Origin of the sequence: Wolbachia endosymbiont (group A) of Udea olivalis (assembly GCF_964028365.1) — a bacterium.
Lineage (GTDB): Bacteria > Pseudomonadota > Alphaproteobacteria > Rickettsiales > Anaplasmataceae > Wolbachia > Wolbachia pipientis.
In genome coordinates this window covers 304,879-330,658 of record NZ_OZ034773.1, presented here as the reverse complement: position 1 = coordinate 330,658, position 25,780 = coordinate 304,879, and the positions used below count along the sequence as shown (strand labels likewise).

Sequence of the window (25,780 nt, the reverse complement as noted above, 5' to 3'; positions counted from 1 at the left end):
TTGAAGAAAAAATATGCCACAAAAAATGAGAGTCAGTAACTGCCATGAATATAACAAATTTCTCCAAGAAAGAGGAAGCATTTTTTGTTATATCAATGACGCCATAGAAAATTGGTACGAGAATTGTCCAAAAATGCAGGGCGGCAACTATATTTATAGTGATAAAGTTGTGATTTTGGTGCATATAATCGTCAGTTTCTTTAGAATTGGTTTAAGACAAACAGTCGGGTTTATAAAAGGGTATTTGCAACAAATAGGAAGAGATTTGGCAGTTATCAGCTATTCACAAGCATCAAGAAGGTTTAAGAAACTTAATATTAAGATAAATGATTGCAGAAAATAATATGGAAGATATCGAAATTGCTATAGACAGTACAGGAATTAGTATATACAACAACACTCCTGGTCACAGCAAGGAAAATAGCACTGACAGAAAATATCGTGGCTATGAGCAAACGAGAAAATTGCACGTAATGTTGAATATAAACAACAAAAAAGCCATAGCTGTAAAATACAGTAACGGTGTCTACTCTGATCACTATGGAGCTTGTGATTTGCTAAAAGAAGTTGATTTTCAGCATGCCATAAAAGCACTATATGCAGATAGAGCATGTGATAGGCACAAGTTTTATAAGTTGTGTAACGAATATGATATAAAGACAAAAATTCCACCAATAAACAATGCGGCAGAACATCCAGAAATAGATTATATGTCTGACAGGAATGCTGCTATTAGGTTAATAAAATTATACGGTGAAGATGGCATGAAAGAATGGAAAAAAGAAGTAAATTATGGGAAAAGATCTTATATTGAAGGGTTTTTCTCAAGATTAAAGCAAATATTCGGATTTAGTTTGAGGAATAAATCTGAGATAAATCGAGAAAAAGAACTGCTAATCAAATGCTATTTGCTTAATAAATTCACTGATATTGGTATGGCTAAATTTGAGATAGTTACATGAATTTACCATAAATCACCATCTCATAAAGTGTGATGCAACAAAGCCATTCCAGTGTCAGCTACTTTCATGACACCAACAGTTGATATTGGTTTGTTGCTTTGCTAGCCAACTACTAGCTATGCCTCAAGTTTCCTATTCAAAATTTTCAATATCAAATCCAATTCATTTGGATTATCATACCGTATCATAACTTTACCCTTAGAATTGTTGTCATTAATTTTGATCTTTAAACCAAGTTGAGAAGATATAGCGCCTTCTATTACTGTCATATCTTGATTTCTAGTATATCTCTGCTCTTTTTGATTGTTGTTTTGATGTAGGTCCTTTATCAGTTTTTCAGTTTGTCTAACGCTTAAGCCCTGAGAAACTATTTTTTCTGCAATACTTTCCGCATTTTCAACATTAATCAACGCTCTTGCATGACCCATAGACAATTTTTTCTCATTGATCATTGTTTTCACCCTATCAGGGAGCAACAACATCCGAATCATATTGGTTATGTGGCTGCGGCTTTTGCCTATAGCTGAAGCTAATTCCTCATGTGTATAGAAAAACTCATCTATCAGTTTTCTGTAAGCTTCACCTTCCTCTATTGGATTAATATCTTGCCTTTGTATGTTTTCAATAATGGATACTTCCAAGCATTCCTTGTCGCTCAGATCTTTTATGATAACCGGTGCACTATCAAGATTTGCAATCTTGCTTGCTCGCCAACGACGTTCTCCAGCTATTATTTCATAACCATCATCATTTGAATCTTTGCGTACCACGATAGGCTGTATAATGCCACTTTTCTTTATCGAATTTGCAAGTTCTCTTAATGACTCCTCGTCAAAATGTTTCCTCGGTTGAAATTTGCTTGGGTGCAGTAATGAAATAGGCAAATGCTCTTGTCGATCTTCTTTATTATCATAATTATCGCCTATGAGGCCGGCAAGACCTCTGCCGAGGCGTCTATCATCCTTCATACTACGCCCTCGCTTACTAGTTTCTTCTCCTTACAACTGCTCGCGTGCTTTTTTAAAATTTCCCTTGCCAAACTTATATATGCTTGTGCACCAGGACACTTAAGATCATACACAATAGCGGGTTTTCCATGAGAAGGCGCTTCTGATAACCGTACGTTACGTGGAATAACAGTCTCATACAATGGGATGATAGTTTTGTATACTTTATCATTTAAATACTGGCAAATATCGTTTTTAATCTGTTCACTGAGTTTGTTGCGCCTGTCATACATTGTTAACACTATCCCTTCTATTGCCAAAAAAGGGTTTAGGTTATTTCTTTTTATCAGCTCTACAGTTTTAACTAAATGGCTTAATCCCTCCAAAGCAAAAAATTCACACTGAAGAGGGACAATAATAGAATTAGCAGCAGTCAAAGCATTTATGGTTAGAAGCCCAAGTGATGGAGGGCAATCGATGATTATATACTCATAATTATCGCGTATCTTCTCTAATGCGCTTTTTAGCACAAATTTTCCTCGCTCAAGTTGCGATAATTCAATTTCTGCAGCTGATAAATCAACTACTGACGAAATTAGTGATAAATTTGGAATTTCCTTTATATTGAAAATTGCCGATTCTATCAATTTATTTTCGCTGCTTAGTAGTATTTTGTATATATTTTTTTCTTCCCTACTACGATAAGAAATCCCGAGCCCGGTGCTAGCATTTCCTTGAGGATCAAGATCTACCAATAAAGTGCTTTTTCCCACAGCAGCAAAGGCTGTCGATAAATTTATACTAGTTGTGGTTTTGCCAACTCCACCCTTTTGATTTACTATTGCAATAATCTTGCTCACGCCTTTTATCTTATGTATAAAATAATTCTATTGTATATATGCAAGAAACTTTTGCATTAGAAAATTTTTTTGTTGTTAACCACACTAAAATTAGACTGTCTTTTTTGCTTTGTGTAACACACTTTGAACCTTGTTTCCTAATTCATTCAGAGTGAATGGTTTTGGCAAAAAGTGAAAATCTTCTATATTGATGTCATCACTCTTTAAAAAAGCATCTTCTGCATACCCAGAAATAAAAATAACGTTGATATTTGGCCTATGGATCAATGCTTCTTTAACTATTTCTGGGCCGCTCACCTCTGGCATAATTACATCAGTGATTATAAGATCTATGTGTTGACTTTTTTTACTGATTATTTCTAGCGCCTCGCTGCCTATGCTTGCTTCTATTACATCAAATCCTTTTCTTTTGAGTGCTTTAGAGATGAATTCCCTTACTGAATCTTCATCTTCGATTAATAAAATTATACCATTACCTTTAATTTCACTTACTACCGGTTTTTCTGTTTCTTCACTATCTTCCTCTCTATCATTTTCATCTGATATGTAAACCATGGGCAAAAATATGCTAAATTTAGTTCCATGATTTACTTTGCTAGCAACATAGATGTATCCTTCAGTTTGTTTAATAATGCCATATACAGTAGAGAGGCCAAGACCTGTACCAGAGGTAATATCTTTGGTAGAAAAAAATGGATCAAAGATCTTTTCAGTTGTATCACTCGTCATTCCACATCCAGTATCAATTACTTCAATCACAACATAATTTCCATGTTCAATCGCTTCCTTGTCTGGAGAAAACATATCCTGAGGTGTAGAATTTAATGAGTCAATCTTTTGATTAAAGGTTCGTATAGTTAATTCTCCGCCCTTTTCCATAGCAGCACTAGCATTGACTGCTAAGTTAAGTATAACTTGCTCTAATTGCCCTTGATCAGCCCTAACAGCACCCAAGTCTCTACCATAATAAATATTAAATTTTATATTTTCACCTATTAATCTTTTTATCATTTCATAAAGATTAGCTATAGTATTATTTACATCAATAATTTTTGGCTGCAAGGTCTGTCTTCTTGAGAAAGCAAGCAATTGTCTTACTAAATTTGATCCACGCTTTGCATTTTGCTGTATCTGTATTATATCTCCAAAAGATGGGTCACCAGCTGAGTGTTGGAGTAAAAGCAAATCGCAAAATCCTATTATCCCAGTCAATATATTGTTGAAATCATGCGCAATACCACCTGCTAACTGCCCTATAGCTTGCATCTTTTGATAATGCTCAAGCTTTATCTCTAGGTTTTTGTGTTCAGTATTGTCAATAAAATAACAAAGTATGAAGATCATTTTATTATGAAGAAACTTATTGAAATATATTTTTATGTTATTACCGCCGTTGAGCTGTACATCAAAGGACGCATTATTTATTCTATTACTCGAAAAATATTCACGTATTTTCACATGATAACTATCCAATATCAATGTAAAGATTGAATTATTATCTGACCCTGCAAGCTTTATTAGTGCCGTATTTTTCTTTACAAAGTTGCCGTTTATGTCACATTGTGCAATAGCAATTGATGAATTTGCAAAACAAGGGTGTAATTGATAATCAACAAGATTTGATTCGGTTGGTGTTATAAAGCCATATATATAGCTATGGTTGTATTTATCACAAAATATAGCAGTGCTCATATAAGCCTTGAATGGAATACCACTTATAGTAAAAAACAAAATTTCATTATCGGTTATTGTATTGTTATACTTAGATTGAGATATAAAATCACTGATTGAGCTACCTTTTTCCAGTTTTTTCAGTTCAAATATGTCTAAAAATCTTTTATTTACAGATAAAATCACTCCTTTGGCATTTGCAATGTAAGTTCCTATACTGTGTTTTTCTATTAACTCTTCATATATCTGCTCCTTGTTTATCTGTGTTGCTTTTAACACAAAATACCCATCTGGCCTTGCTATTGGCACTAATGATAAATTTAAAATCTTATTACTATTTATAGCAATTTGGGGATTATCTGGTATTGGCTCAAAGAGCAAAAGAAAGTTAGATACTCTATTCTTCTTGTTTAAGGAAATGCATACCTGTACAGAAGAGTTATTTTTTAGTGCATGATAGAGTACTTTTTTGTCTGCTTCTGAAACATCTCCTATTTCAAGAATCTTGCCTAACGTAATGTCATCATCTATTATATGATCTTTAAACCTTTCGTAGAACCTTGCATCAGCATAAATAACACCCTCATCTTTATGTAAAATAAGGCAAAATTCTGTATTATGATTTAGTGCATTTGCAAATATTGCATTTTGAAATTCTATAGTATTAAGTAGGTATCTGTAGCGTTTTACATTATACATCATAAAGAGAGTTGTTAGAATGCTAACTAATAAATTAATCTCTATATTAATATGCTGACTATATATATCAAAAAAGTAGAGTATCGATATTGCTACTGGAGGTAAGAGCATAATAACTGCCATCACAACAATTGACATTCCATAATTTCTTAGTATGAAGTCAACCCTGTTCTCTTTTTTGTTATCTATGTATCTTTTACTCATTATTGTTACTTGGCATTGTTGTACATACGAAAATGTTTTATTATATTGATTTAATTATTATAGATTTATTAACGTCTTTGATAGATAATTATCATCCAAATCTAATTAAGTTCCTTAAATATCAGATATAACAATGTTAATAAGCTAGCGAGAGGGTATTATGGAAAAACAAAGAACACAAGCATTTAAATGGTTCTGTGCACTAAGAGATAAGATCATAGAATCTTTCTTATTAATTGAAAAACAATCATCCGCAGAGCCAAAGATCGAAAAGAGAAAGTGGGATCGCCCAGGTGGTGGAGGTGGTGAATCTACAATTATTTTTGGTAATGTTTTTGAAAAAGTTGGAGTAAACGTTTCAAAAGTACACGGAAAATTTGCAGATTCAGCCATCAATGAAATTCCTGGTGCAAGTGAAAGTAACGGAGAGTTCTGGGCAAGCGGTATATCTTTAGTGTCTCATATGCAATCGCCCCTTATCCCTGCAGCGCATATGAACACAAGGCTGATATATACTTCAAAACAATGGTTTGGTGGAGGAATGGATTTTACGCCAATATATAGAAATGAAGAAGATTGCAAGTATATTCATGAATCAATCAAAATGACATGTGATAGATTTGACACCGGATATTATCCAAAATTTAAAGAGCAATGTGACAATTATTTTTTCTTACAACACAGAAAAGAGCCACGTGGCATTGGTGGCATTTTCTATGATAATCTGAGTTCTGGCAACTGGGAAAACGATTTTGAGTTCACAAAAGCAGTAGGTGAAGCCTTTTTGGAAATTTATTCGCACGTCATACGTAAACATATGCAAAAATCTTGGACAAAAGAACAACGAGAAAATCAATTAATAAAACGTGGCAGATATGTAGAATTCAATCTGTTATACGATCGTGGCACAAGGTTTGGTTTAATGACGGACGGCAATCCAGATGCAATTATGATGTCAATGCCACCACTTGTTAAGTGGTTATAGAGAGCTGCTATTAGTAGAAAATAAATCATCATAGTTTAAAATTGCACCATGATAGTGAGCTTTTATATAGGGGGTATAATCATGGGCATAATAGATAATTTTTTAATTAAATCTGTCAAAAACAATGACATAAAAGGTGTTAAACTGACTCTAATTCTCTATGATGCATTAAATAGTTTTAGAAAATTCTTTTCAAAGACTATGTCTCTCAAGAATACAGGATCATTTGATATAAATAATAATCAAGCTTTAAATCAGGCTTTAGGACATGCTACAGATCACAAAATAATGGAATTGCTGATTAATCGTGGAGCTGATATCCACTCAATAGATGAGAATGGAAAGAATGTTATAATTCGTGTTATTGAGAGTTTAGCAGAATCAAAAAATCTAAAATTGGATAGTGAGAAAAACTTACCAGCAGAGATAATTCTTCACCCCACAGTTTCCTTTTTACTAGGAAAAGGCGCAGAGTATTATTCTACAGATGATTTGAATGTTGAAGCTATACAACAAAAACCTCCTAGAACCTCTGAATATGAGCCAATAACTATGTACGCTGAGGTGAACAACAATGTAATACCACCTCAAAAACCTTCTAGAACTTTTGAGTATAAGCCAAAGAGCACTAATTATGATGCTTTGCCTTCAAAAGAGCCAATTTACGCTGAGGTGTATGATGCTAAGGTTAGTAACTCATTAGGGGAGAATGGTTATTTGAGTGTATCAGAAGAATCTATTTATGCTGAAATATATGATTCACATAAAAAATCCACTGAAAATTTATCATTGGAAGATAGTGGTTATTTGAGTATATCAGAAGAACCTATTTATTGCACTATAGATGATCTTTCAGAACAAAAAAAGCCTGCTAGCCTAAAACAGAAAGAGCCAGAACAGTCGTCAGAACCTATTTATGCTAGGGTAGATTTGTCCAAGAAAAGAGCAGAAAGAAAAGCAAAAGACATAAAAGCTAATTCTGGAACTTGCCATGGGTTAGTGCAAGATAAAGTGAATGATTGGCAAGTGAAGCTAAATGAGCTAAGTGCTAATAAGTCGATAAGTCAGCAACAGACTAATGATCAAAAAATTAAGACCAAGGCTGGCTTTAGTGTAGAAGAAATAAGGCAGAAATATGAGCGTAGAGATTCTGGCTACGATTCTGGCTATGATTCCGATACAAAAGTTGAACAACAATTAGAATTAGCTCCTAAATCTGAGATAGGTTCAGTGAGTATTGAGCATGGAGTAATAGGAGGCTGTCGATATAAGATTACTGATATATCCCTCTAACTATGTGATTCAAAATAATTGAATTGACTTTATATATGTAATCGATATAACCTAGTTAGATTTAAGTTGACTCTTTCGTCTAGTGGTTAGGACACCACCCTTTCACGGTGGTAACACGGGTTCAAATCCCGTAAGAGTCACTCAAATAGAATATAATTAAAGTTTTAAATGGGAAAAATTAGGCTTTATGTTGAAGAAGCTTTATCACAAGGCGTGAGTTTAGCACTTAATCCACAACAAAGTCACTATATTTGCAATGTAATGCGGCTTAAGAAGTATGATAATCTCTCTCTTTTTAATGGAAAAGATGGAGAATGGTTAGGAGAAGTAGTTAATATATCGCGTAAATTGACAAAAATTACACTCAAAGAATGTGCCAAACAACAGCAATATGAGGAAAATTTATACCTGTATTGTGCCATGGTAAAAAGTGCTGCTTTGAACAACATAGTAAGACAGGCAACTGAAATGGGAATAACTTGCATTCAATTTATTTCAACGGAACGTACAGTAGTAAAAAACATTAACCTAAGTAGAGCAAAATTACAAGCAATCGAAGCAGCGGAACAATCCGGTAGGATGAGTATACCAGAGATTTTGCCTCCTATTAACTTTTGCGAATTACCTGATTCCCAGAGTAAAAATTTTGTTTTATGTGATGAAACAGGTAAAGCTGATAAAGTGCTGAAAGGTAAGAAAAATGTTGCTATTATTGTTGGCCCTGAAGGTGGTTTTTCATCTTATGAACTTGATCTTGCCGATAAGTTTTGTCAAAAATTGAGTCTAGGAAAAAGAATTTTAAGAGTCGATACCGCTGTGGTTGCTGCACTAACTTTCACCAATTGGTGTAGCTAGATTTTTAAATATGGCTAAGATAAAGAAATCTGGTTCAGTGTTGCGCGCACAAAAACCCTGTAGACTTTCTACGAAGCAGTCTGTTGTTAAAGAGGAGCTAATAAAAAACATATTCTAAGATAATATTAAATCTCATATTATATTTTTTCTAAAGTAAACAAATGAATCTTGCATTTTGCCTGAGTTATTGATACTCTGAGTAAAGAAGTCGGGGCGTAGCGCAGCCTGGTAGCGCATTTGGTTTGGGACCAAAGGGTCGGGAGTTCAAATCTCTCCGCCCCGATGTTAGTATAATTGTAAGAACGCTGTAACATAAGAGTAATCTCCATCAGTAAGCAAGTAGCTGACACTGGAATGACATTATTCACCATGTAAATTATGGCATATTACATTTTAACGCTCAAGTTTATAAAATAATTGACAATGTTAATTTTCTAATTTATAAATAGATTTTGAAATGATTACCGAAGGAGGTATAGAGTTTGATAGAAGTATCAGTCCATTATGGTGATGTAGACAGAGCTCTTCCAGTATTGAAAAAAACAATTCAAAAGGAAGGAAGAGGGTTGAAAATGAAAAAACAATATCATGAAAAAAAATCAGAAAAAAGAGCTAAAAAGAAAGCTGAAGCTAAAAAAAAGAGGTACCAACAAGAGTGCAGAAGGCAGCGTTATGGTTGGTAGTTTGTACTCAGGTTAATAGTTTATCATTGGTTATTTTATGAATATTCACGAATATCAAGCGAAAGAAGTTTTGCATAAATTTAATGTCCCAGTGCCAAAAGGTTTTGTTGCTACATCTGCGGAAGAAGTAAAGACTCAAGTAAGTCAATTAAAATCTGACGTGTTTGTAGTTAAAGCTCAAATTCATGCAGGTGGTAGGGGTAAAGCCGGTGGCGTAAAGCTAGCAAAGTCAGTTGAAGAAGCTCAACAGTTTGTAAAGGACATGATTGGTATGACTTTAGTTACTCATCAAACAGGGCCAAGCGGGCAGCAAGTAAGAAAAGTGTACGTTGAAGAAGGCTCAAGCATTAAGAAAGAGTATTATTTAAGCCTGGTAATCGACCCGAAGCTCAGTAGGCCAATATTCATATTTTCCTCAGAAGGTGGAATGGACATTGAAGAAGTGGCGAAAAATTCTCCTGCAAAAATTGTGAAATTTGATATTGATTCTGCTACAAGTTTTGATAGCAGCAAGTTAAGCAGCAGTTTTGATTTGAGTCCAGAACAAATAGAAAAGATATCGAACATTGCAAAAAAAATATATGATGCGTTTATTGCAACTGACGCGAGCCAAATTGAAATTAATCCACTGGTTGAAACAAATTCTGGAGATTTTATTGCGCTCGATGCGAAAATTAATTTCGATGACAATGCTTTATATCGTCACCCAGAAATTATGGAACTTCGTGATTATGATGAAGAAGTGAAAGAAGAGATAGAGGCTTCAAAATATGGGCTCAGTTACATCAAAATGGATGGCAGTATTGGTTGCATGGTAAACGGTGCAGGTCTTGCTATGGCAACAATGGATATAATAAAATACTACGGAGCAGAGCCTGCTAACTTTTTGGATGTTGGTGGTGGAGCGAGTAAAGAAACTGTAACTGAAGCATTTAAAATCATATTGTCTGATAGCAACGTAAAAGGAATTCTGGTTAACATATTTGGTGGTATAATGCGTTGCGATATTATCGCAAGTGGAATTGTTGCGGCTGCAAAAGAAATGAGCATTAAAGTTCCTCTAGTGGTTAGATTATCAGGTACTAATTTTGAAGAAGGAAAAAAAATCTTAGAAGAGTCAGGATTAAATATTATTGCTGCAGATGAACTGGGTGATGCTGCACAAAAGATAGTAAAAGAGGTAAAATAAAGCATGTCCGTTTTAGTAAACAAAGATACAAGATTAATATGCCAGGGTTTTACTGGTGCACAAGGCACATTTCATTCAGAGCAAGCAATTGATTACGGAACGAAAATGGTGGGAGGTGTAACTCCTGGAAAGGGTGGTAGCACTCACCTTAATTTACCGGTTTTTAATACTGTAGCAGAAGCCAAAGAAAAAACCGGTGCAAATGCTACAGTTATATATGTACCTGCTAAATTTGCTGCTGCTGCAATACTTGAAGCAATAGATGCAAAAATAGAATTGATAATTTGTATTACAGAGGGCATTCCTATACTTGATATGGTGAAAGTTAAGCGTGCGCTTATCGGCTCAAAAAGTCGATTGATTGGTCCCAACTGTCCGGGAATTATTACACCTGAAGAATGCAAAATAGGAATTATGCCTGGCCATATCCATAAGCGTGGACACATAGGAATTATGTCTCGCTCCGGAACTTTAACTTACGAGGCAGTAGCACAAACAACCGCTGTTGGTCTTGGTCAATCCACGTGTATCGGAATTGGGGGGGATCCAATTCATGGTATGACATTTGTCGACTGTATGGAGCTCTTTTTAAAAGATGACGATACTCATGGTATTGTAGTTATTGGTGAAATAGGTGGAAACGAAGAAGAAGATGTATCATATTTTGTGAAAACAGAAAAAACTAAAAAGCCAATCGTTGGTTTTGTAGCAGGCCAAACGGCACCTCCAGGAAGACGTATGGGACACGCTGGAGCAATCATCTCCTCCAGCGGTGGAAGTGCTGGTGCAAAACTAGAAGTTATGCGGAGTGCCGGGATTGCAATTGCTGAAACCCCTGCAGTAATTGGTAAGAAGGTATTGGAAGTAATGCATCACTAGAATTAGGGTCACAAAAACCCTATATCACCGGTCATGAATACGTTATTTGCCCATTCGATTAATAACTTGCCTCCTGGTAAATTTACTGAAGTCTGTTGGGCAACCAGATATCCACGTAGTGTGGATGCAACAAGTGCTGCACAGGCTGCACTACCGCATGATGCAGTAATGCCTGTACCTCTTTCCCAAACTCTTAAAGCTATTTCTCCAGACTTTTCAACTTGTGCAATACTAACATTAATTTTCCGAGGAAATAATGCGTGATTTTCTAGCTTTGGTCCTAAATTTCGCAATGGTATTTCACTTATGTTATCAACAAAAAAAACTATGTGAGGATTGCCAATATTTACTGCAACAGGATCTTTTAGCATTTCAAGCTCTATAGGTAAGTGAAGAGTGTCACACTCAGTAGACAAGGGAATTTCATGCCATTTTAGCAAAGGTTTACCCATGTTAACCTTTATGGATTTATCACCCACTTTAAAACACTCTAAAATGCGTTTGCTTGTTAGCTCAATAATGGAGTATTCAGCACCTTTTTCTGACATTATCAAATATCCAACACAGCGTGCTGCGTTTCCGCACATTTCAGCTCGACTGCCATCAGCATTATAGATATGCATAAAACAGTCTGCAGCATTAGACATTGTTATAATTATCACTTGATCACAACTGCTTTGATCAGCAATTTGTCTATGGTTCCAGTCTAAATTGTTTGTTGAACGTGAGTCTATGATAACGAAATTGTTACCAGTGCCGTGCATTTTGATAAAATTTTCAGAATTTTGGCCACTCATCATAAAAAAATATTTCTTCTATTGGTCTTCTTTTCTTCTTACTTGTTTCAGCACCCTCTTCTTCGTAACCAACCGCTATCACTGACATTACGTTAAAGTCATTGGGTATATTGAACTCTTTCACTATTTTATCTCTATCAAATCCACCCATTTGATGGGCCATTAAGTTCATAACTGCAGCTTGTAACATAAGTCCATAATTTGCTGCACCAGTATCATGATTAGCCCAAAGATTTTCTCCTTTACCTTGTTTACGGAAGTTTTTAGCACTTAAAGATATGATTAACACTTGTGCATCTTTTGCCCATTTTTGATTAGATTCATCAAGGCAATTTAGCAGCTTTTCCCATACGCTTTGATTGTTCTGTTTGTTGCATATTACGTATCTCCAGGGTTCATCACCAAAACATGAGGGAGTCAGCCTTACAGCTTCCATTAAAATATCCATGTCTTCCTGAGATATTGCTCTTGTAGGATCGTATGAACGTCCGCTGTGTCTTGCTTTCATCAACGATAATAGATCTTGTTTACTCATCATTTTTAATTTAATAGTGCATAAATAATTCATTGTAGCACAATATAAGCAAAATTTAAATTGCAAAACCTCTCATACACATATATTACATTTAATAAGTTATTTTTATTGGGAAGGTATGTTTATAACACAATCTAGCAGCAGATCAACACTGGCTGAAATATTGTCTTGCGTTTTACTTTTATTCTTGATGGCTCAAATAAGCATACCATTGCAGCCTGTGCCTATCACATTGCAAACTTTAGGAGTAATGCTTATTGGGCTTAAATTTAACCGCAGAACAGCATTCTATTCTGTGCTTACATATCTATCACTTGGTGCAGCAGGATTGCCTGTTCTTGCGAATTTTTCTGGTGGTTATCACGCTCTTCTTGGACCAACCGGTGGATATTTAATTGGCTGTTTAGCTGCTGTTATGGTAATGAGCAAAGTAAATGAATTACTGAACTCTAAGTATAAATCATTTGTATGTAATTCTTTAAGTTGTCTGGCTGGTACAGTTGTAATCTTTATTTGTGGTGTTAGTTGGCTTGCTGTTTACTTGGGTCTGGGACAAGCAATAATGGTGGGTGTTTTACCATTTATCCTTCCTGGTTTGATAAAAATTTTTCTACTTGTAGCAGCTTTGCAATATTTGAAAAAATGATAAAATTTCGCCCTCATCATTTCATGTGCACCCTCGCGTTTCGGGGATATGGGTATTCTCAGGGTTTTGTAGAAAATTATAAAAGGATAGCAAGCAAAGTAATTAGTACTCAAATCGAAGTAGTTGGTAACCTTGATAATATCTGTAGTGCTTGTCCAAATCAGACTAAACAAGGTAAATGCACCACACAAGCTAAAGTTTTAGAGCTAGATAGAAGGCATATGGAAATTTTAGGAATTAAAATTGGCGAGACTTTAACTTGGAATGAGGCAGTAAAAAAGATTAGGGAGAAAATGTCTTTAAAGAAATTCGAGTACGCATGTGAGGGGTGCAACTGGCAGCCATATGGAATATGTAAAAATGCCCTTTTAAATCTACAAAGGTAGTTGACAAAATGTTAAGATAAATTGAAGCATTTTTGTGGAAATAAAGCGAAATATGGAAGACAAAAGATAAATGCATTCTGAAAAGCTACACAGCATGTTCGTCCCGCTAATTAATAATATCTTTATTATTGTATGAGATAGGTAATTTAGCATTTATGAATTTGTAATGTGTTACGCATAGCTCAAAGAAATAAGGTTTACTGGTTACACGCTGCAGCCAATGCCACAACACTAGGACCTATGTTTATCTGCATGTTAATTTGCGTTGTGATTTTATGGAGGTCTTCTGTTACCTATGCTAGTGAAAATTTGGAGATACAAAAGGCCTTCGATAGTGTTGTCAAGCATATAAAAGCTGATAAAAAATATAAAGATTTTGATGTTATTGAGAGAAAAAGTGACAAATTTAATATCAAAATTTCGCAGAATTCTGGCAAGAGTTTTGACATATACTCTACTTTAAAAAAAGCAAAAGATTCCTTTGAATCAGGAGATAATGAAGCAGCTATTTCTCTCCTTAATCAGATTATCGCAAAGTTTCCTTATCATAAAAATGCTTTAATTGGATTGGGAAATATTTATTACGCTAATAAAGAATACAAAAAAGCTGTAGAGATTTACACAAGACTGTTAAAAGAACACCCTAGTAACCCTTACATATTAAAAAATTTTCTGACGATAATCTCACAATATGATCCTGATCTGGCGTTGAGTGAAATGTTAAAATTGTATGATATACATAAAAATTATGCTCCTTTATTAGCAAATTTAGGTCTGATCTATATGAAAAAGGAGGATTATGTAAAAGGTAAAGAGTATATGATAACTGCTATTTCCCTCGATGAAAACAATATTTTTTATACTTATAATTTAGCTGTTATTCTAGATAAACTTTCAGATTTTCAAAATGCTACAATATTCTACTTAAAGTTGTTAAACATGGCTACAACTTCGAAAGATGTGAGTGAAAAAATACCTTTATACAAAGTGACAGCAAGACTAAAATTTATAAAACTTCACAGCACGCACCCAAAGATTTCATAAAAGCTTATAGCTTACCTAAAGCTAATTTATCGTATCTGTTCAAGGGAGTGGCTAATGTGCAAATATTGAAGCAAAGTGTGTGACACACAGCTGTACGAACATTTGTTTGCAAAGGTAATTTGCACAACAAATGCATAACTGTACGAACATTGTGATTTTGGCCCATCAGGAGGGTGTCATCCCAGTGCTTGACACTGGGATGGCTTTGTTGCATCGCTACTTATGAAAGGCTAACTATAGTTAGGATTATAAGCAACCTATTGAAAATCTTGTTTTTTTGCAATCAATCTGATCAAATTTAAGAATAGTAATTTGTTATTTATATTAATAAATTTAATTCTATTGAAAATAGCTAAAGCATTGAAATTCTTGAATTTTAGCCGGATTGGTAAATGGTAGTGAAATTTCTTTTACTCAAATTTAGGTATTCATTGACCGTTGACTGCCAGTACAACATTGCATAATTCTATTATGGCTATTTTGATCAAAATTTGCAAGACTTTTTATGCGAAATACTATATACAAGTGATTGTGATTGATTTCAATTTGATGAATTAACATTCTAATAATATTTTGCTTAGTCTGCCAATCCACTTGATCAAGCTTTGATTCAACACTTGAGGAAAAGTTTTTCAAGCTATCTGTAACAAGGCTCAATTCTTGTTGTAGTTTTTTTTGATCAAGCGTTCTTTCTTTCTCTTCTTCAATTTCTTTCAAATGCTGTTTCATTGTTGTGATTCTTGGTTCAAATTCTTCTTGGCTTATAAACCCTTTAGCATAGCTATCAATAAATTTTTTGATACTTAATCTTAACTTACTTTCTTGCTTTTCACGTGTTTGATTATGTAAAGGTTTTTTGTTCTCTGATAATCTACGTTGATATTCATTTGCAATCCTATCTGGCTCTTTCAAGATACTCTTGACTTCTTCCCATATAACTCCATCTAATATATCAGTGCGTATTGATTTATTATCGCAGATTTTATTGCCATTGAATTTGCTAGAGTTTGTACCAGAGCAACGATAGTAATAATATGTCGACTTTTTATGAACGTGGTTTGTACCGCAATAAGTATATTGACAACGTTGACATACCATTAAACCTTGCAATAAATATGTTTCTCTTCTTTGTCGTACTCTTGCTCTTTGCCTATTTTCAGTTAGTTGTGCCTGTACTGAATCAAATAAAGGCTCATTGATTATTTTTGGTACTGGAATATAAGTCCAGTTCTCTTTATCACTGTTAAAGCGACCACTTTTAAGTTTACCACAAGTTCCTTTTTTTGACTTTTTTACTTGTGGTTTTGAGCATGTCCTAGTTTTACCATAAGCTGCTTTTCCTATATAAGCAGGATTTCTTAACATGTTCCAAATAGTGCTCCTTTTCCAATACCTTTTTCCTGTTCGTGTTATTACCGGTATCTTATTCAGTTCATGTACAACTTCTCCTATACTTGCTCTTTCTTGGCCAACCCGACTAAATATTTTACGCACTATATTTGCCTCTTCTTCATCAACCTCAAATTGAGCACTTCCTTCACCTACATGTTTTGCTATGTAGCGATAACCGTAAGGCGCCCTACCCATCACACTTATACACCCAGCTTTGGCCGCATGAAGTTTACCTCTACGGTTTCGTTCCATAATCTTTGCACGTTCATACTCTGCTATTGCTCCCTGAATCTGTAGAAATAAATGGGAATCAGGATTATCATCAAACTTATGATTCAAAAATACTATTTCAGATCCAGCCTTTTTAAACTCTTCGAGTAAGATCATTTGATATGAAAATTTACGTGATAGCCGATCAGGTGAATGAATGTATATCTTATCAATCTTACCTTCTGCTACTCTATCACGTAAACTCTCTAAGCCAGGACGTTCTAAATTTGATCCACTGTAACCATTATCGATGAACCTATGCTCATCTAACAATTCATGTCCATCACTACTAATGCGACGCTCCAATTCTACAATCTGACTCTCTATTGTATTCTCCTGTGCCTGTTGTCTTGATGAAACTCTTGCATACAAGCTTACCGTTGTCATTTTCTTTCACCTCCTTTGTTTTACATTTCAATAATTGTTCATAAGCATTTGCCAAATATGTACCCGCCAACCTGTGAGGTTCATAACGGCAATTAATAGTTAATTCCCCTTTTTGCATGTTTTTCTTCCTGTGAATTTTTTTATAGGTTAGGAGACTTCTATTAAACTAAACCAATGCACACCTTATTTAAGAAAGCTATCTAGTTCACACAAATTCTCCCTAATAAATATACAAGATTTGAAGAAATTATGTCCAAAAAATCTTTGCCTAAATCATCATATTATGTATAACATGGCTTATTTAATATGTTATGGAGATTTATCCAAGTCATAAATTCTGGGAGAGCGACTTAGAAGTTCCGGTTAACCTTTTATTAGATCGTTTTCAGGATTCTAATATACGTCAGTCTTGGTTAGATTCCCTTTCTGGTAAACAACTGAGCATTATTTTTCAGCATTGCTTTAAAAATCATTTAAATGGACAACTTTTTCAAGACGGAGATTATGATGATAGATCCACTCAGCAAAAACGTAAGATACTTACCAATTACTCTGACTCTCTTTTTAACTATTATCTCATTAGCTACTTTGATCGTACAAAACTTGAGGCTACAGTCAGTGAAGTAGCAAGATTTGCTCTGACTGAGAAGTTAATGAGATCGTATCTGATAAAAAATAATACCAAGTATGATAAAAGATCCTTGTTGTTTTTACTATTTCACATAAATTGTGAATTTCTAAAATCTGTCTATCATTTTGATAAAGTACAAAAGAAAGGTTTCATATCATTTGCTCTACAGAAATCACCAAGACAAATAAACACTTCATTTAAAGAGTTTATGTCACAAGAAGCTGTAGAGCAGATACTTAAGGATGATGATCAGTTGCAGGGTTTTTTCCATCATCAAGATCGAATATATATGTTTGTACGTCGAGGAAGTGACATGGATTTACTGCTTAATTCAAACAAAGTTGTTCATGGTCATAAACCTGAGTGGATGATTTTAGATTTCTCTCTTGATGGCACTCAGGTTAATCTCTGTGCTAAAAATACTAATAAAGCTGTGGAAATAGCAAATAGCATTGTAAGTGGGTATTTTGACTGCGAATGTACTTTTGTAAATATACAAGATAAGAACTTTCCACTACAAGTGCACAAATTTCTTCAAGCATGTATAGATGGTTCTGACTCTGACATTTGTATATTTGAGTTAAATTTTAAGTCAGATTATTTTAAAAATAGTAATACATATCTTACTTTAAGTGTAAAACCGCATGATCCTATTGCACCAGAGTTACATATTTTAAAGCCAGCTATTGGCAACATACTACAATCTATTCAATCAGCTAAAGTAATGTTCCAAAACAAAAAGGTAACATTTTCTTTCAAAATAAGTGGGGAAGTTTATTATTCAGAGCATCCACTCAATAAAAAAGAAAGAGAGGACCTGAAGAAACATATGGAACAATCTTATGGTCTTAAAATTCTTTCACGAGCAAATTGCTGATCTTTTAAGTTCAAATGGTTCCTGGATTAATCCAAGCCAAAATCATATTAAAGCAGCAAGATACTTATTCGATCTTGGATTGATAAAAATGCAAGAAAGGTATTATATTGTTTGCTCTCGTGAAGAAGATCATCTTGATTGGCCAAATGTAATTGATTCAAGTTGTAGCAATGAGATTTTTATCGATTCAGACTTTGATGAAGCATGTGATGACGCTATTTGTGAAAACTGTTCTCGTCATATTCTGCCTAATACTTATCAAAAACAGAGATTTCATCTCTTATCCATATACTTAAATACAGAAAAGGTCATAGACTGGTTTGAAACAAAGTTGAATGATTCAAAACTTATGTGGGAAAAAGTGGAAAAAGGAGTTTATTATATTTGTAATCAAGGTCGTATTGTAAATCTAATAATCCTTGATTTTTGTACTGATGCGATATTTTTAACTATAGATAAACTTAGAGTCCACCCTACAGTTCTCATCACTCTAAAAAAAGATATACCAAATCTATTACTGAATCTATATGTAGTGCCAATGGTGAAACTGTTTTGTCAGCTTAAGACTGTAACTGAGATATTCCGAGAGGCAGCTAAAAGAGGAGTAGCAAAGGTAGTAGAAAATACTTCTTTGCAAGTTTTACCAGCTTCATATATTTCGCTTAAACGTGTTGAACCAATTATACCAACAAAGCTTTTGGAGTTACAGGTAGTTAAAGGTATGGTATATGTTAATAGTATTGAAGTTATAAATAAAAAAGCTGCATCATGTCTTAATATTTTTCGAATATTATTTAGGCAATTTTTACATGACTGTGAGAAAGAATTACCACCTGAAAAACATACACTTCTCAATATTAATCAGTTAGAAAAACTCTTGGGACTTAATTTAGAAGCAGATTTAGAACAACAAATCAGAAAACCATTAAATAAAATGCAAAGAACAATCAAATCTACACTTGCTGAGAAATTAGGATTAAGTATTGAACGTGATGATGTAATACAAACACTTGGTTGGCAAAGATTATCACATGGTTATCGAATTAACCCTTTTACTTTGACTATAAAAAAATAGAGTTTTTTGTTATCAAAAATAGTTTTTTTCAGCTCCATGAATAAATTTTCCCACCCCACGTGCAAATGGTCCTGTTTTTACATCAAGCCATTTATCCTCTTTTGAGCCATTAGCCATTCCTTTAACTATTTGCTTTACCTGTAAAAGCTCTTGTACTATACGCTCTAATCTATCCCTTCCCATACTATGAAAAATCTCAGGCAGTCTATGTCGTTGTTTATGTATTCCTGCACTTCCTGTATGAGTAAATGGATGTCCTGAACTAGCAGCTCGCGCAATTGAATCAATAAGATATATTTTAAGATCTTTATCGCTAATATTTTGAGCTTTTAATTGTTCAGTAATGTCTTCCAATAGCCCTGTTTCTTCATTTCTTAGGTAAGTACGTATGGTACGATCAGCTAGGCCATTTGCCTTAACAACAGCTCCATAAAATAAGGCATTTTGTCTTGGGATTTTTCCAATTGACCTAAAAATCATCGGTTTAGTCATATCCTCAACAGGCCAAAAAGCAAAAGAACACCTGACTCCATTTACGAGAGCAGAAGTACCTCGAATAGCATCTCGTGCTTGCTCTACTGTTGATATAGGCTTTTCTCCCTTCAGCTTTCTCATATGATGTGCAGTAATTATTGAAGCTCCAGTGCTACATGCTAAATCAGATAATAAACACATGAGATAATCCCCTACTGCTGGGTCAGCATTTAAATCTGCATGAATGAAAGAAGCAAGGGGATCAAATATAATGAGCTTTAAATCCTTTATTCTGCTCAGCTGCTTCATTACCGACTCAAATTCTGGAGATATTTCTACAACTTTACCGCGAACGTTCTTAAGTATGGTAAGAGATCCTCCGATGTTTGGTAATGGTACAATAAATAGCCTATCTTTATATTTCAATCTCTCGCATTTTGGATCAAGTCGTTCTAAGCGACGATGTATTTCATTTGTATCATCTTCTGCAGAAAATACCACAACAGATCCGTGTTCAGTAACAAGTTGGCCAAATCCGCATACCTGATCTATGCTAGCTGCAACCTTGAGGGCTAGGTCAAGAAGAAGCATACCTTTACCAGTATCACCCATTGCAGCTAAAATAGATGTGACACCCAAAGGAAATAATCCTTCAACTAAGAATCTTTGCTTTGGTACTGGACCTACAAAACGCTCTACACTCCAGCTGAAAATATCAAGTGGTGGTTTAATAATTATTTTTCTTGAGTTTTTTTCAATAAATTCTTCAATATTTATTCCCTCTAACACACAATCAGCAGCATCCCAACTCCTTGGTTTATCCGATGGAATCTTAAGCGTAGCAAGTGATGCAACACCAAGTTCTAAAAGTCTCTTTTCAGCGTTTTTGGTATATTTATTACCTGCTTCATCGTTGTCTGGCCAAATAATAATATGCTTGCCCTTAAGCGGAGTCCAATCTGTTTTATCAATAGGCGCATTTGCTCCAAACATTGCTGTTGTTGCAGTTATTCCTTTCTCTATAAGTGCTTCTGCGCATTTTTCTCCTTCAACCAGAATAACTTTATCGGACTTTAAAATACCTGGAATGTTGTAGAGTGGTCTTATCTCCGGCTCTTTGAATCTTTGTTTTTTAACATCAAATGGTTTAAACTGTTTTTTCTCTAGAGGAGGATCATAACGGTAGACTATTACGATTACTTGATTGCTCTCGTCGTAGTAGTTCCAGCTACAAGTCAGGTATTGTTCTAAATCTCTAGTATTATTTTTTTCTTTGATGCCGAGCCATTCACTTATTGAAAGCATTACTTCAGGAAATTCTGTTTTCGCATTCTTCCCGTGTACTGTTGCCCAAAGGTCAATAATGTCACCACCTTCTCCTGTTGCAAAATCTTTCCATAATCCGGCTCTTTCGCCTGTTAATTCTATTACAGTACTTTTGCCTTTGTTACCCTGTACATCACCTACATAAAACTTATCACCACGAAATGTCCCTCTTGGTAATAGATGAAAAAGACAAGATCTGATATTTTGCAAAAGCTGAGTCTTTAGCTCTACCATAGTATCCGTTTTTTGCGGACAAGTTAAGCCGTAGCTATAATTTTAGAATTCTGCCAACGCCCATTTACCCTGCTAATGAATTTTGCTGGTATTGATTTACCGTTTCTTAGCTCATATACTACCTGCAAGACATTTGCGCGTTTACTTGGTTGAAACATTACCATACCAGACGTGTAAAAACTTCTTAAAGCATTAGCACCAATTAAAGCTTGAAAAGGACTTTTTGCTAGTGTAGCTGTGGATACTTTTCTGGTATGACGTGTAATAATGATTCCAGCCGTAGGATTAATTACAGAACGTAGTTTTTCTATTCTGCTTTGCAGGCCAGAAAACATATTTTCATAGTCAAGAGAATCCAAGACGATAAGGTCTATTGTTTTAAATTTTTCTCCTATGATCTCTTTTATTCTCTCTATACCTTCATCGTTTAAAGTTAATCTCATCTTTGTAGTAACAATCAAGTTTTCCTCTGCTAGATTTGGCAGCCTTTGATTGGTTATGATTTGTTGTATTCGTTCCCTGATGTAATTGTACTCCATCTCATTTTGCAGATAGATTATTTTTAGTGGCCTTGCTGATTTCATCTTAAGAAACGACACTCCTGCTGCAAGATGTGCAAGCAAAGAGAGAAGAAAATAACTTTTGCCAACCTTTGGCGTACCACCAATGACTAAAAGACCACCTGGAGTGAGAATTCGTGGAGCTATTATGTCTTCTGGTATTGGTGATTGATCACTTAAGTACTGCTTTACAGAAAATATTTTTTCTTCTCTTTTCCCCCCTTTTTTTTCTCCACTCTTTGATTTTTTATTGAGCCACTTTCTAGCAGAATATATATCACCCTTAATTAAAATCCAAAGATCAATAATATCACCACCAGTTCCTTCAGTAAAATTACGCCAATCACCAGCTTCCTTACCTAATATTTTAACTGTAATTGTATTTCCATTTAAGTCTCCAATATAAGTTTTATCTCGGTAAAACTCACCATTTGGAAGTAGGTAAGAAACACACTCCTTGATATTATCAATCAATAACATCTTTAACTCTTTTTGCTTTTTAGACATAAAATTCCCATACATATTTTTCATACGTGTAAAGTTGAGATTAGCTAGCTCACAAACAGTTTCAAAAGACTTTGAATTCAGCCAATTAATTGCTTCTTCTCTTAGCTTTGGGTTTTTTCCTACTGCGTCCTGAATACCTCTAGTAACGACAGCAGACCAAAGCTTTTCCTCGTCGTACTTCAAAATGGTACTCTGTCAATTTCATAATTTTTGCGGTATTCTACCGAAGCAATTTTGTTTTTCTCTCCATATTCATCAGTTATAACACCTACCTTTACTGTAAACTCCAACCCATTTAATTCTGCAATTGAATTTAGCTTACGAGCAAGGATTGCATTTTCTGAGTTATCATGTGGATGAATGTCACGTGCCGATTCCAAGATACTGCGAAGCATAGAGCGACCCATTTCTCCCCAAGTATCTTCTGCTTTATTACTTTTAATACCAATTATTTGGTAAATCTTGTGCTTTTCATATAGACCTTCAATAACGGTAAATTCTGTATTTAAATAAATGCTACCGGTAGTGGGGCTTTTAGTAAACCAATGCTCATAACCTCCAGGCTTGATTGTCATTTTTACCTTTACTATTGTACCTTTTGGTATCAATCTACTTTGCGGTTTTACAGTGTTAAAATCAGTTAATAGGTTTTGTAACATATATCACTCTCCATGTTTAAATTTTAAAACTTGCTTTTAATCTTTGTAAGCAGCTTGCCTAAATGCGGTTCTTCAACCATACTCAGGCGTCCACTGCGGTCTTTAGCTGGGTATCCCCAAGGGTTTAAAGTGTGGCAAACAAAAGAGCGTTTCTCCGTTCCATCATCTTTCTTGATTCCAACCATACTGATTACTTCGTCAACTATCCCAGGAATTTCACTAGCAGTTTTAGCCCCTTCGCATTGAGGTAGCCAGTTTGGACGATTAAAATCGTCTAAATACTGACCTAAAGTACCAACTATGATGATGTCTTTGTCTCTGATATGTTGAAATTGATTGAGCCAAGCCATCATTTCTTGAGCAAGTAATCCATAGGCAGCTCTCATATCCTGTTTTCCTGATCTCTCAGAAAAAGCTTCAGGTTGCATTTTTGTCCATAAAAGACATAAACGTGAAGCAACGGTTATGCTATCTATAAAAATGCATCGGTATTTAGAAAACTCAGAGGAAAAATCTTTGTACTTACTAGATACATGTTCATAGTGTCTTTGGCTGTATGCCTGATCAGATTTTAATGCAGGATTAGAACCGCCTATAAGACAAGCAATATCTCTAGCTTCACTCCAAGTGCGAAGGCTAATTGAATCTCCTTGCCAGTCTTGAACAGCAAGAAGCCCTGCTTCAAAATCAAGGCAAAGTGTTGGTTCATCTATAGTCTTTAGTAGACTTGTTTTACCAATACCATAAGGACCAAAGATGACCATCTTTACACTTGATATTGTTTGCAATCTTTCATTATTATTCAAAATTTTAAGAATCATTATTTATCCATGCTGCAATGTATATATACAAGAAAGGCAAAAATTTTGTTCAATTTTTCTTTTTGCCTGCGTAGTAAATAGGAAAAAGTTTGGCACGTATCTTCTTGATAATATTGTTTAAAGTGGTTCTTGAAACGTTGTTCATTTTGGCAACTTCATGTAAGTTAAAAAATTTAAGTTGCTCACATATATTTTGCCATTCCTTTGGTAAAACCGAGATCATATAGTCTACATCAATGCGTTTTGTTATTTCACCCTCAAATAGCTCTGTTACATCAATGCTAAGATAGTTATTGATATTACGTTTTGCACATTGCTGTTTCTTTAACAGGTTAATAGCTTTATTTTCAGTTAATCTTGCTACAAAGGTATTAAAGCTACTTTTGTCTTCATCATACTGATCAAGATATGGCCAAATTTCACAGAAGAGTTCTTGCTCAAGGTCTTCGTTATTCTCATCAATAAAGCACTTGGCAAGTTTTAGTCTATAGGCTTGGTATTTTACGTTTTTAACAATTATAGCTATATTTTTTAATTTCATGGTTTTCCCTAAAACAAATTAATGCTTTAAGGATGAGAGTTATTAATGCCCTTATGTAGGACAGGAGCAAAAATAAATAATACTGATGCGATTTTTAATCTATTGATATTCTGTTATTTTTTTTTGAGAATAATACCGGTGCAATTTAAAATAATACAGTTCAGGTTTTTAGAAACTATTTTGAATGGATTTCAATATTTTTAAGAATGGGTAGCTCAGGCTTCCTAAAGTTATATTAAAAATATATAAGAATTTCATATTTTGAAATTCAATATCACCTAAAGAGCTAAAAATGTGGATTTCGCTATTAAAAGAATAGCTTAAATTTTTAAGAGGAAAATAGTTGAAAAGTATGCTCTCTATAACCTTAAGTTCCGTTCCTGATTACTGGCTTCCTAAATCAGGAATTAGGAATCAGGAATCTAGAACTAGCCTGTATGGCGGGGTTTCACCATACGTTCCTAAAACCGTTCCTAGGAACGGCATATCTGAAGTCCGCCAATATGGAGGATTCTAGCTTCCTGAAACCCTTATATATAATATATATATATAATACATATATAAAAATATACACATATATAAAAACATATAAAAGTAGAATAATAAAAAAACCTCTAGAAGTAGAAAAATCATGTTTAGAAGGTTTTCAAATTCGAGAAAAATTTTTCAAAAATTGAAGATTTTTTGGACGAAAATTTTCCAAATCTTGTATATATATGTACTCGGCAATTGAAAGATTTGGCAAACAAACTGGCTGTAAAAGAGTTTTCATGTTAGTTGTTAAATTTCGAAAATTAAAGATTTTTTGGACATAATTTTTTCGAATCTTGTATATATATGTACACAACAACTGAAAGGAAATGCTCACCCTAGATCTTGGCAAACAAACTGGCTGGACTATTTTAAATGATGGAATAGTGCAAAGTGGAAGTAAGAGTTTTCATGTTAGCAGGTTTAGTGGTGGTGGAGTGCAGTTTTTAAACTTTCGTAATTGGCTTAATGCACTTAAGTATAAATTTCCAGGTATTGAAGTTGTGTACTTTGAAGAAGTGAGAAGACATCTAGGAACTGATGCTGCACATATCTATGGAGGGTTTTTAGCACACCTTTCTGCTTGGTGTGAGGAAAGCAATATTTCCTATCAAGGTGTTTCGGTTAAGACTATTAAACGTTTTATAACTGGCAAGGGTAATGCAAGTAAAGCTGATGTAATTGAAGCAGTGCAGGAAAAGGGTTTTTGTCCAATGGATGATAATGAAGCAGATTCTTTAGCTTTAATGTTCTATGTTATGAATTTTAGTAAAGATTTTAATATATTAAAAACACCATAGAAAGTGGGTCCTTCCGGCCATGCTGGCAGGTTTGGTGGTCTTGACCTCGGGCCTTCTTTA

The 25,780-nt window shown here is 34.4% G+C and carries 25 protein-coding genes and 2 tRNA genes; 16 read left to right on the top strand and 11 right to left on the bottom strand.

The window, feature by feature from the left end:
- Positions 1-13: 13 nt before the first annotated feature.
- Positions 14-343 carry a transposase gene (locus tag ABWU32_RS01540; protein WP_141456678.1) on the top strand — a complete coding sequence of 110 codons (330 nt, stop codon included), beginning with the start codon at positions 14-16 and terminating at the stop codon, positions 341-343.
- Positions 327-962: a transposase gene (locus tag ABWU32_RS01535; protein ID WP_265027790.1), complete on the top strand. Its 636-nt coding sequence runs from the start codon at positions 327-329 to the stop codon at positions 960-962. The genes ABWU32_RS01540 and ABWU32_RS01535 overlap by 17 nt, the downstream gene beginning before the upstream one ends.
- Positions 963-1,078: 116 nt before the next feature.
- Here ABWU32_RS01535 and ABWU32_RS01530 read toward each other — a convergent pair whose 3' ends face one another.
- The 3 genes from ABWU32_RS01530 to ABWU32_RS01520 form a co-directional block, all read right to left on the bottom strand.
- On the bottom strand, positions 1,079-1,930 hold the full coding sequence (locus ABWU32_RS01530; RefSeq protein WP_006279814.1) for a ParB/RepB/Spo0J family partition protein: 852 nt from the start codon (positions 1,928-1,930) through the stop codon (positions 1,079-1,081).
- Entirely contained in the window at positions 1,927-2,769 is an 843-nt protein-coding gene (locus ABWU32_RS01525; protein WP_006280226.1) for a ParA family protein, read from the bottom strand. The genes ABWU32_RS01530 and ABWU32_RS01525 overlap by 4 nt, the downstream gene beginning before the upstream one ends.
- Before the next feature lie 90 nt (positions 2,770-2,859).
- The gene (locus ABWU32_RS01520) at positions 2,860-5,343 is read right to left on the bottom strand and encodes a response regulator (protein WP_141456695.1); all 2,484 of its coding nucleotides are present in this window, start codon (positions 5,341-5,343) and stop codon (positions 2,860-2,862) included.
- 160 nt (positions 5,344-5,503) lie between these two features.
- Here ABWU32_RS01520 and hemF point away from each other — a divergent pair, with 160 nt between their 5' ends.
- The 8 genes from hemF (at position 5,504) to sucD (ending at position 11,227) form a co-directional block, all read left to right on the top strand.
- Positions 5,504-6,328 (top strand): oxygen-dependent coproporphyrinogen oxidase, encoded by an 825-nt coding sequence (gene hemF / locus ABWU32_RS01515; protein ID WP_015589449.1) that lies wholly within the window; start codon positions 5,504-5,506, stop codon positions 6,326-6,328.
- A gap of 81 nt (positions 6,329-6,409) precedes the next feature.
- Complete coding sequence (locus tag ABWU32_RS01510; protein WP_227738571.1) at positions 6,410-7,621, top strand: ankyrin repeat domain-containing protein; 1,212 nt, start codon at positions 6,410-6,412, stop codon at positions 7,619-7,621.
- Positions 7,622-7,689: 68 nt separating this feature from the next.
- Positions 7,690-7,761, top strand: a tRNA-Glu gene (locus ABWU32_RS01505).
- A gap of 28 nt (positions 7,762-7,789) precedes the next feature.
- On the top strand, positions 7,790-8,476 hold the full coding sequence (locus tag ABWU32_RS01500; protein WP_015589447.1) for a 16S rRNA (uracil(1498)-N(3))-methyltransferase: 687 nt from the start codon (positions 7,790-7,792) through the stop codon (positions 8,474-8,476).
- A 209-nt stretch (positions 8,477-8,685) separates the two neighbouring features.
- A tRNA-Pro gene (locus tag ABWU32_RS01495) sits at positions 8,686-8,759 on the top strand.
- Between the two features lie 199 nt (positions 8,760-8,958).
- On the top strand, positions 8,959-9,159 hold the full coding sequence (rpsU, locus tag ABWU32_RS01490; RefSeq protein ID WP_006279819.1) for a 30S ribosomal protein S21: 201 nt from the start codon (positions 8,959-8,961) through the stop codon (positions 9,157-9,159).
- 37 nt (positions 9,160-9,196) lie between these two features.
- Positions 9,197-10,348: an ADP-forming succinate--CoA ligase subunit beta gene (sucC, locus tag ABWU32_RS01485; protein ID WP_015589445.1), complete on the top strand. Its 1,152-nt coding sequence runs from the start codon at positions 9,197-9,199 to the stop codon at positions 10,346-10,348.
- Between the two features lie 3 nt (positions 10,349-10,351).
- Positions 10,352-11,227, top strand: coding sequence for a succinate--CoA ligase subunit alpha (gene sucD, locus ABWU32_RS01480; RefSeq protein WP_353278709.1), 876 nt, complete (start codon positions 10,352-10,354; stop codon positions 11,225-11,227).
- Between the two features lie 8 nt (positions 11,228-11,235).
- On the opposite strand, the gene dapF is transcribed toward sucD, so the two are convergent.
- Together dapF and ABWU32_RS01470 are read right to left on the bottom strand one after the other, a co-directional pair.
- On the bottom strand, positions 11,236-12,024 hold the full coding sequence (gene dapF, locus ABWU32_RS01475; RefSeq protein ID WP_006279822.1) for a diaminopimelate epimerase: 789 nt from the start codon (positions 12,022-12,024) through the stop codon (positions 11,236-11,238).
- On the bottom strand, positions 12,005-12,592 hold the full coding sequence (locus ABWU32_RS01470) for a nitroreductase family protein (protein ID WP_077188423.1): 588 nt from the start codon (positions 12,590-12,592) through the stop codon (positions 12,005-12,007). Before ABWU32_RS01470 ends, dapF begins: the two co-directional genes overlap by 20 nt.
- An 85-nt stretch (positions 12,593-12,677) precedes the next feature.
- Here ABWU32_RS01470 and ABWU32_RS01465 point away from each other — a divergent pair, with 85 nt between their 5' ends.
- From ABWU32_RS01465 to ABWU32_RS01455, 3 genes are all read left to right on the top strand, one after another.
- On the top strand, positions 12,678-13,205 hold the full coding sequence (locus ABWU32_RS01465) for a biotin transporter BioY (RefSeq protein WP_015589442.1): 528 nt from the start codon (positions 12,678-12,680) through the stop codon (positions 13,203-13,205).
- Positions 13,202-13,591 carry a DUF1284 domain-containing protein gene (locus ABWU32_RS01460; protein WP_006279825.1) on the top strand — a complete coding sequence of 130 codons (390 nt, stop codon included), beginning with the start codon at positions 13,202-13,204 and terminating at the stop codon, positions 13,589-13,591. Before ABWU32_RS01465 ends, ABWU32_RS01460 begins: the two co-directional genes overlap by 4 nt.
- A gap of 168 nt (positions 13,592-13,759) precedes the next feature.
- A complete protein-coding gene (locus ABWU32_RS01455) occupies positions 13,760-14,635 on the top strand; it encodes a tetratricopeptide repeat protein (RefSeq protein WP_174516848.1) in 876 nt (291 codons plus the stop codon).
- 420 nt (positions 14,636-15,055) lie between these two features.
- On the opposite strand, the gene ABWU32_RS01450 is transcribed toward ABWU32_RS01455, so the two are convergent.
- The gene (locus ABWU32_RS01450) at positions 15,056-16,684 is read right to left on the bottom strand and encodes a recombinase family protein (protein WP_353278707.1); all 1,629 of its coding nucleotides are present in this window, start codon (positions 16,682-16,684) and stop codon (positions 15,056-15,058) included.
- Between the two features lie 311 nt (positions 16,685-16,995).
- Here ABWU32_RS01450 and ABWU32_RS01445 point away from each other — a divergent pair, with 311 nt between their 5' ends.
- Both ABWU32_RS01445 and ABWU32_RS01440 read left to right on the top strand, forming a co-directional pair.
- Positions 16,996-18,192 carry a hypothetical protein gene (locus tag ABWU32_RS01445; protein WP_341823929.1) on the top strand — a complete coding sequence of 399 codons (1,197 nt, stop codon included), beginning with the start codon at positions 16,996-16,998 and terminating at the stop codon, positions 18,190-18,192.
- A complete protein-coding gene (locus ABWU32_RS01440; RefSeq protein WP_264704926.1) occupies positions 18,158-19,267 on the top strand; it encodes a hypothetical protein in 1,110 nt (369 codons plus the stop codon). Before ABWU32_RS01445 ends, ABWU32_RS01440 begins: the two co-directional genes overlap by 35 nt.
- Before the next feature lie 12 nt (positions 19,268-19,279).
- Here the strand turns inward: ABWU32_RS01440 and ABWU32_RS01435 are convergent, their stop codons facing one another.
- From ABWU32_RS01435 to ABWU32_RS01415, 5 genes are read right to left on the bottom strand one after another with little or no spacing between them, the layout of a single operon-like run.
- The gene (locus tag ABWU32_RS01435; protein ID WP_264704928.1) at positions 19,280-21,301 is read right to left on the bottom strand and encodes an AAA family ATPase; all 2,022 of its coding nucleotides are present in this window, start codon (positions 21,299-21,301) and stop codon (positions 19,280-19,282) included.
- Positions 21,302-21,324: 23 nt separating this feature from the next.
- Positions 21,325-22,551 (bottom strand): AAA family ATPase, encoded by a 1,227-nt coding sequence (locus ABWU32_RS01430; RefSeq protein WP_341823928.1) that lies wholly within the window; start codon positions 22,549-22,551, stop codon positions 21,325-21,327.
- A complete protein-coding gene (locus ABWU32_RS01425) occupies positions 22,548-23,027 on the bottom strand; it encodes a hypothetical protein (protein ID WP_264705213.1) in 480 nt (159 codons plus the stop codon). Before ABWU32_RS01425 ends, ABWU32_RS01430 begins: the two co-directional genes overlap by 4 nt.
- Positions 23,028-23,050: 23 nt before the next feature.
- The gene (locus tag ABWU32_RS01420) at positions 23,051-23,848 is read right to left on the bottom strand and encodes an ATP-binding protein (protein WP_341823927.1); all 798 of its coding nucleotides are present in this window, start codon (positions 23,846-23,848) and stop codon (positions 23,051-23,053) included.
- Positions 23,849-23,897: 49 nt separating this feature from the next.
- Positions 23,898-24,389: a sigma-70 family RNA polymerase sigma factor gene (locus tag ABWU32_RS01415; protein ID WP_341823926.1), complete on the bottom strand. Its 492-nt coding sequence runs from the start codon at positions 24,387-24,389 to the stop codon at positions 23,898-23,900.
- 860 nt (positions 24,390-25,249) lie between these two features.
- On the opposite strand from ABWU32_RS01415, the gene ABWU32_RS01410 reads away from it, so the two are divergent.
- Positions 25,250-25,720 carry a Holliday junction resolvase gene (locus ABWU32_RS01410; protein WP_341823925.1) on the top strand — a complete coding sequence of 157 codons (471 nt, stop codon included), beginning with the start codon at positions 25,250-25,252 and terminating at the stop codon, positions 25,718-25,720.
- The last annotated feature ends 60 nt before the right edge of the window (positions 25,721-25,780 follow it).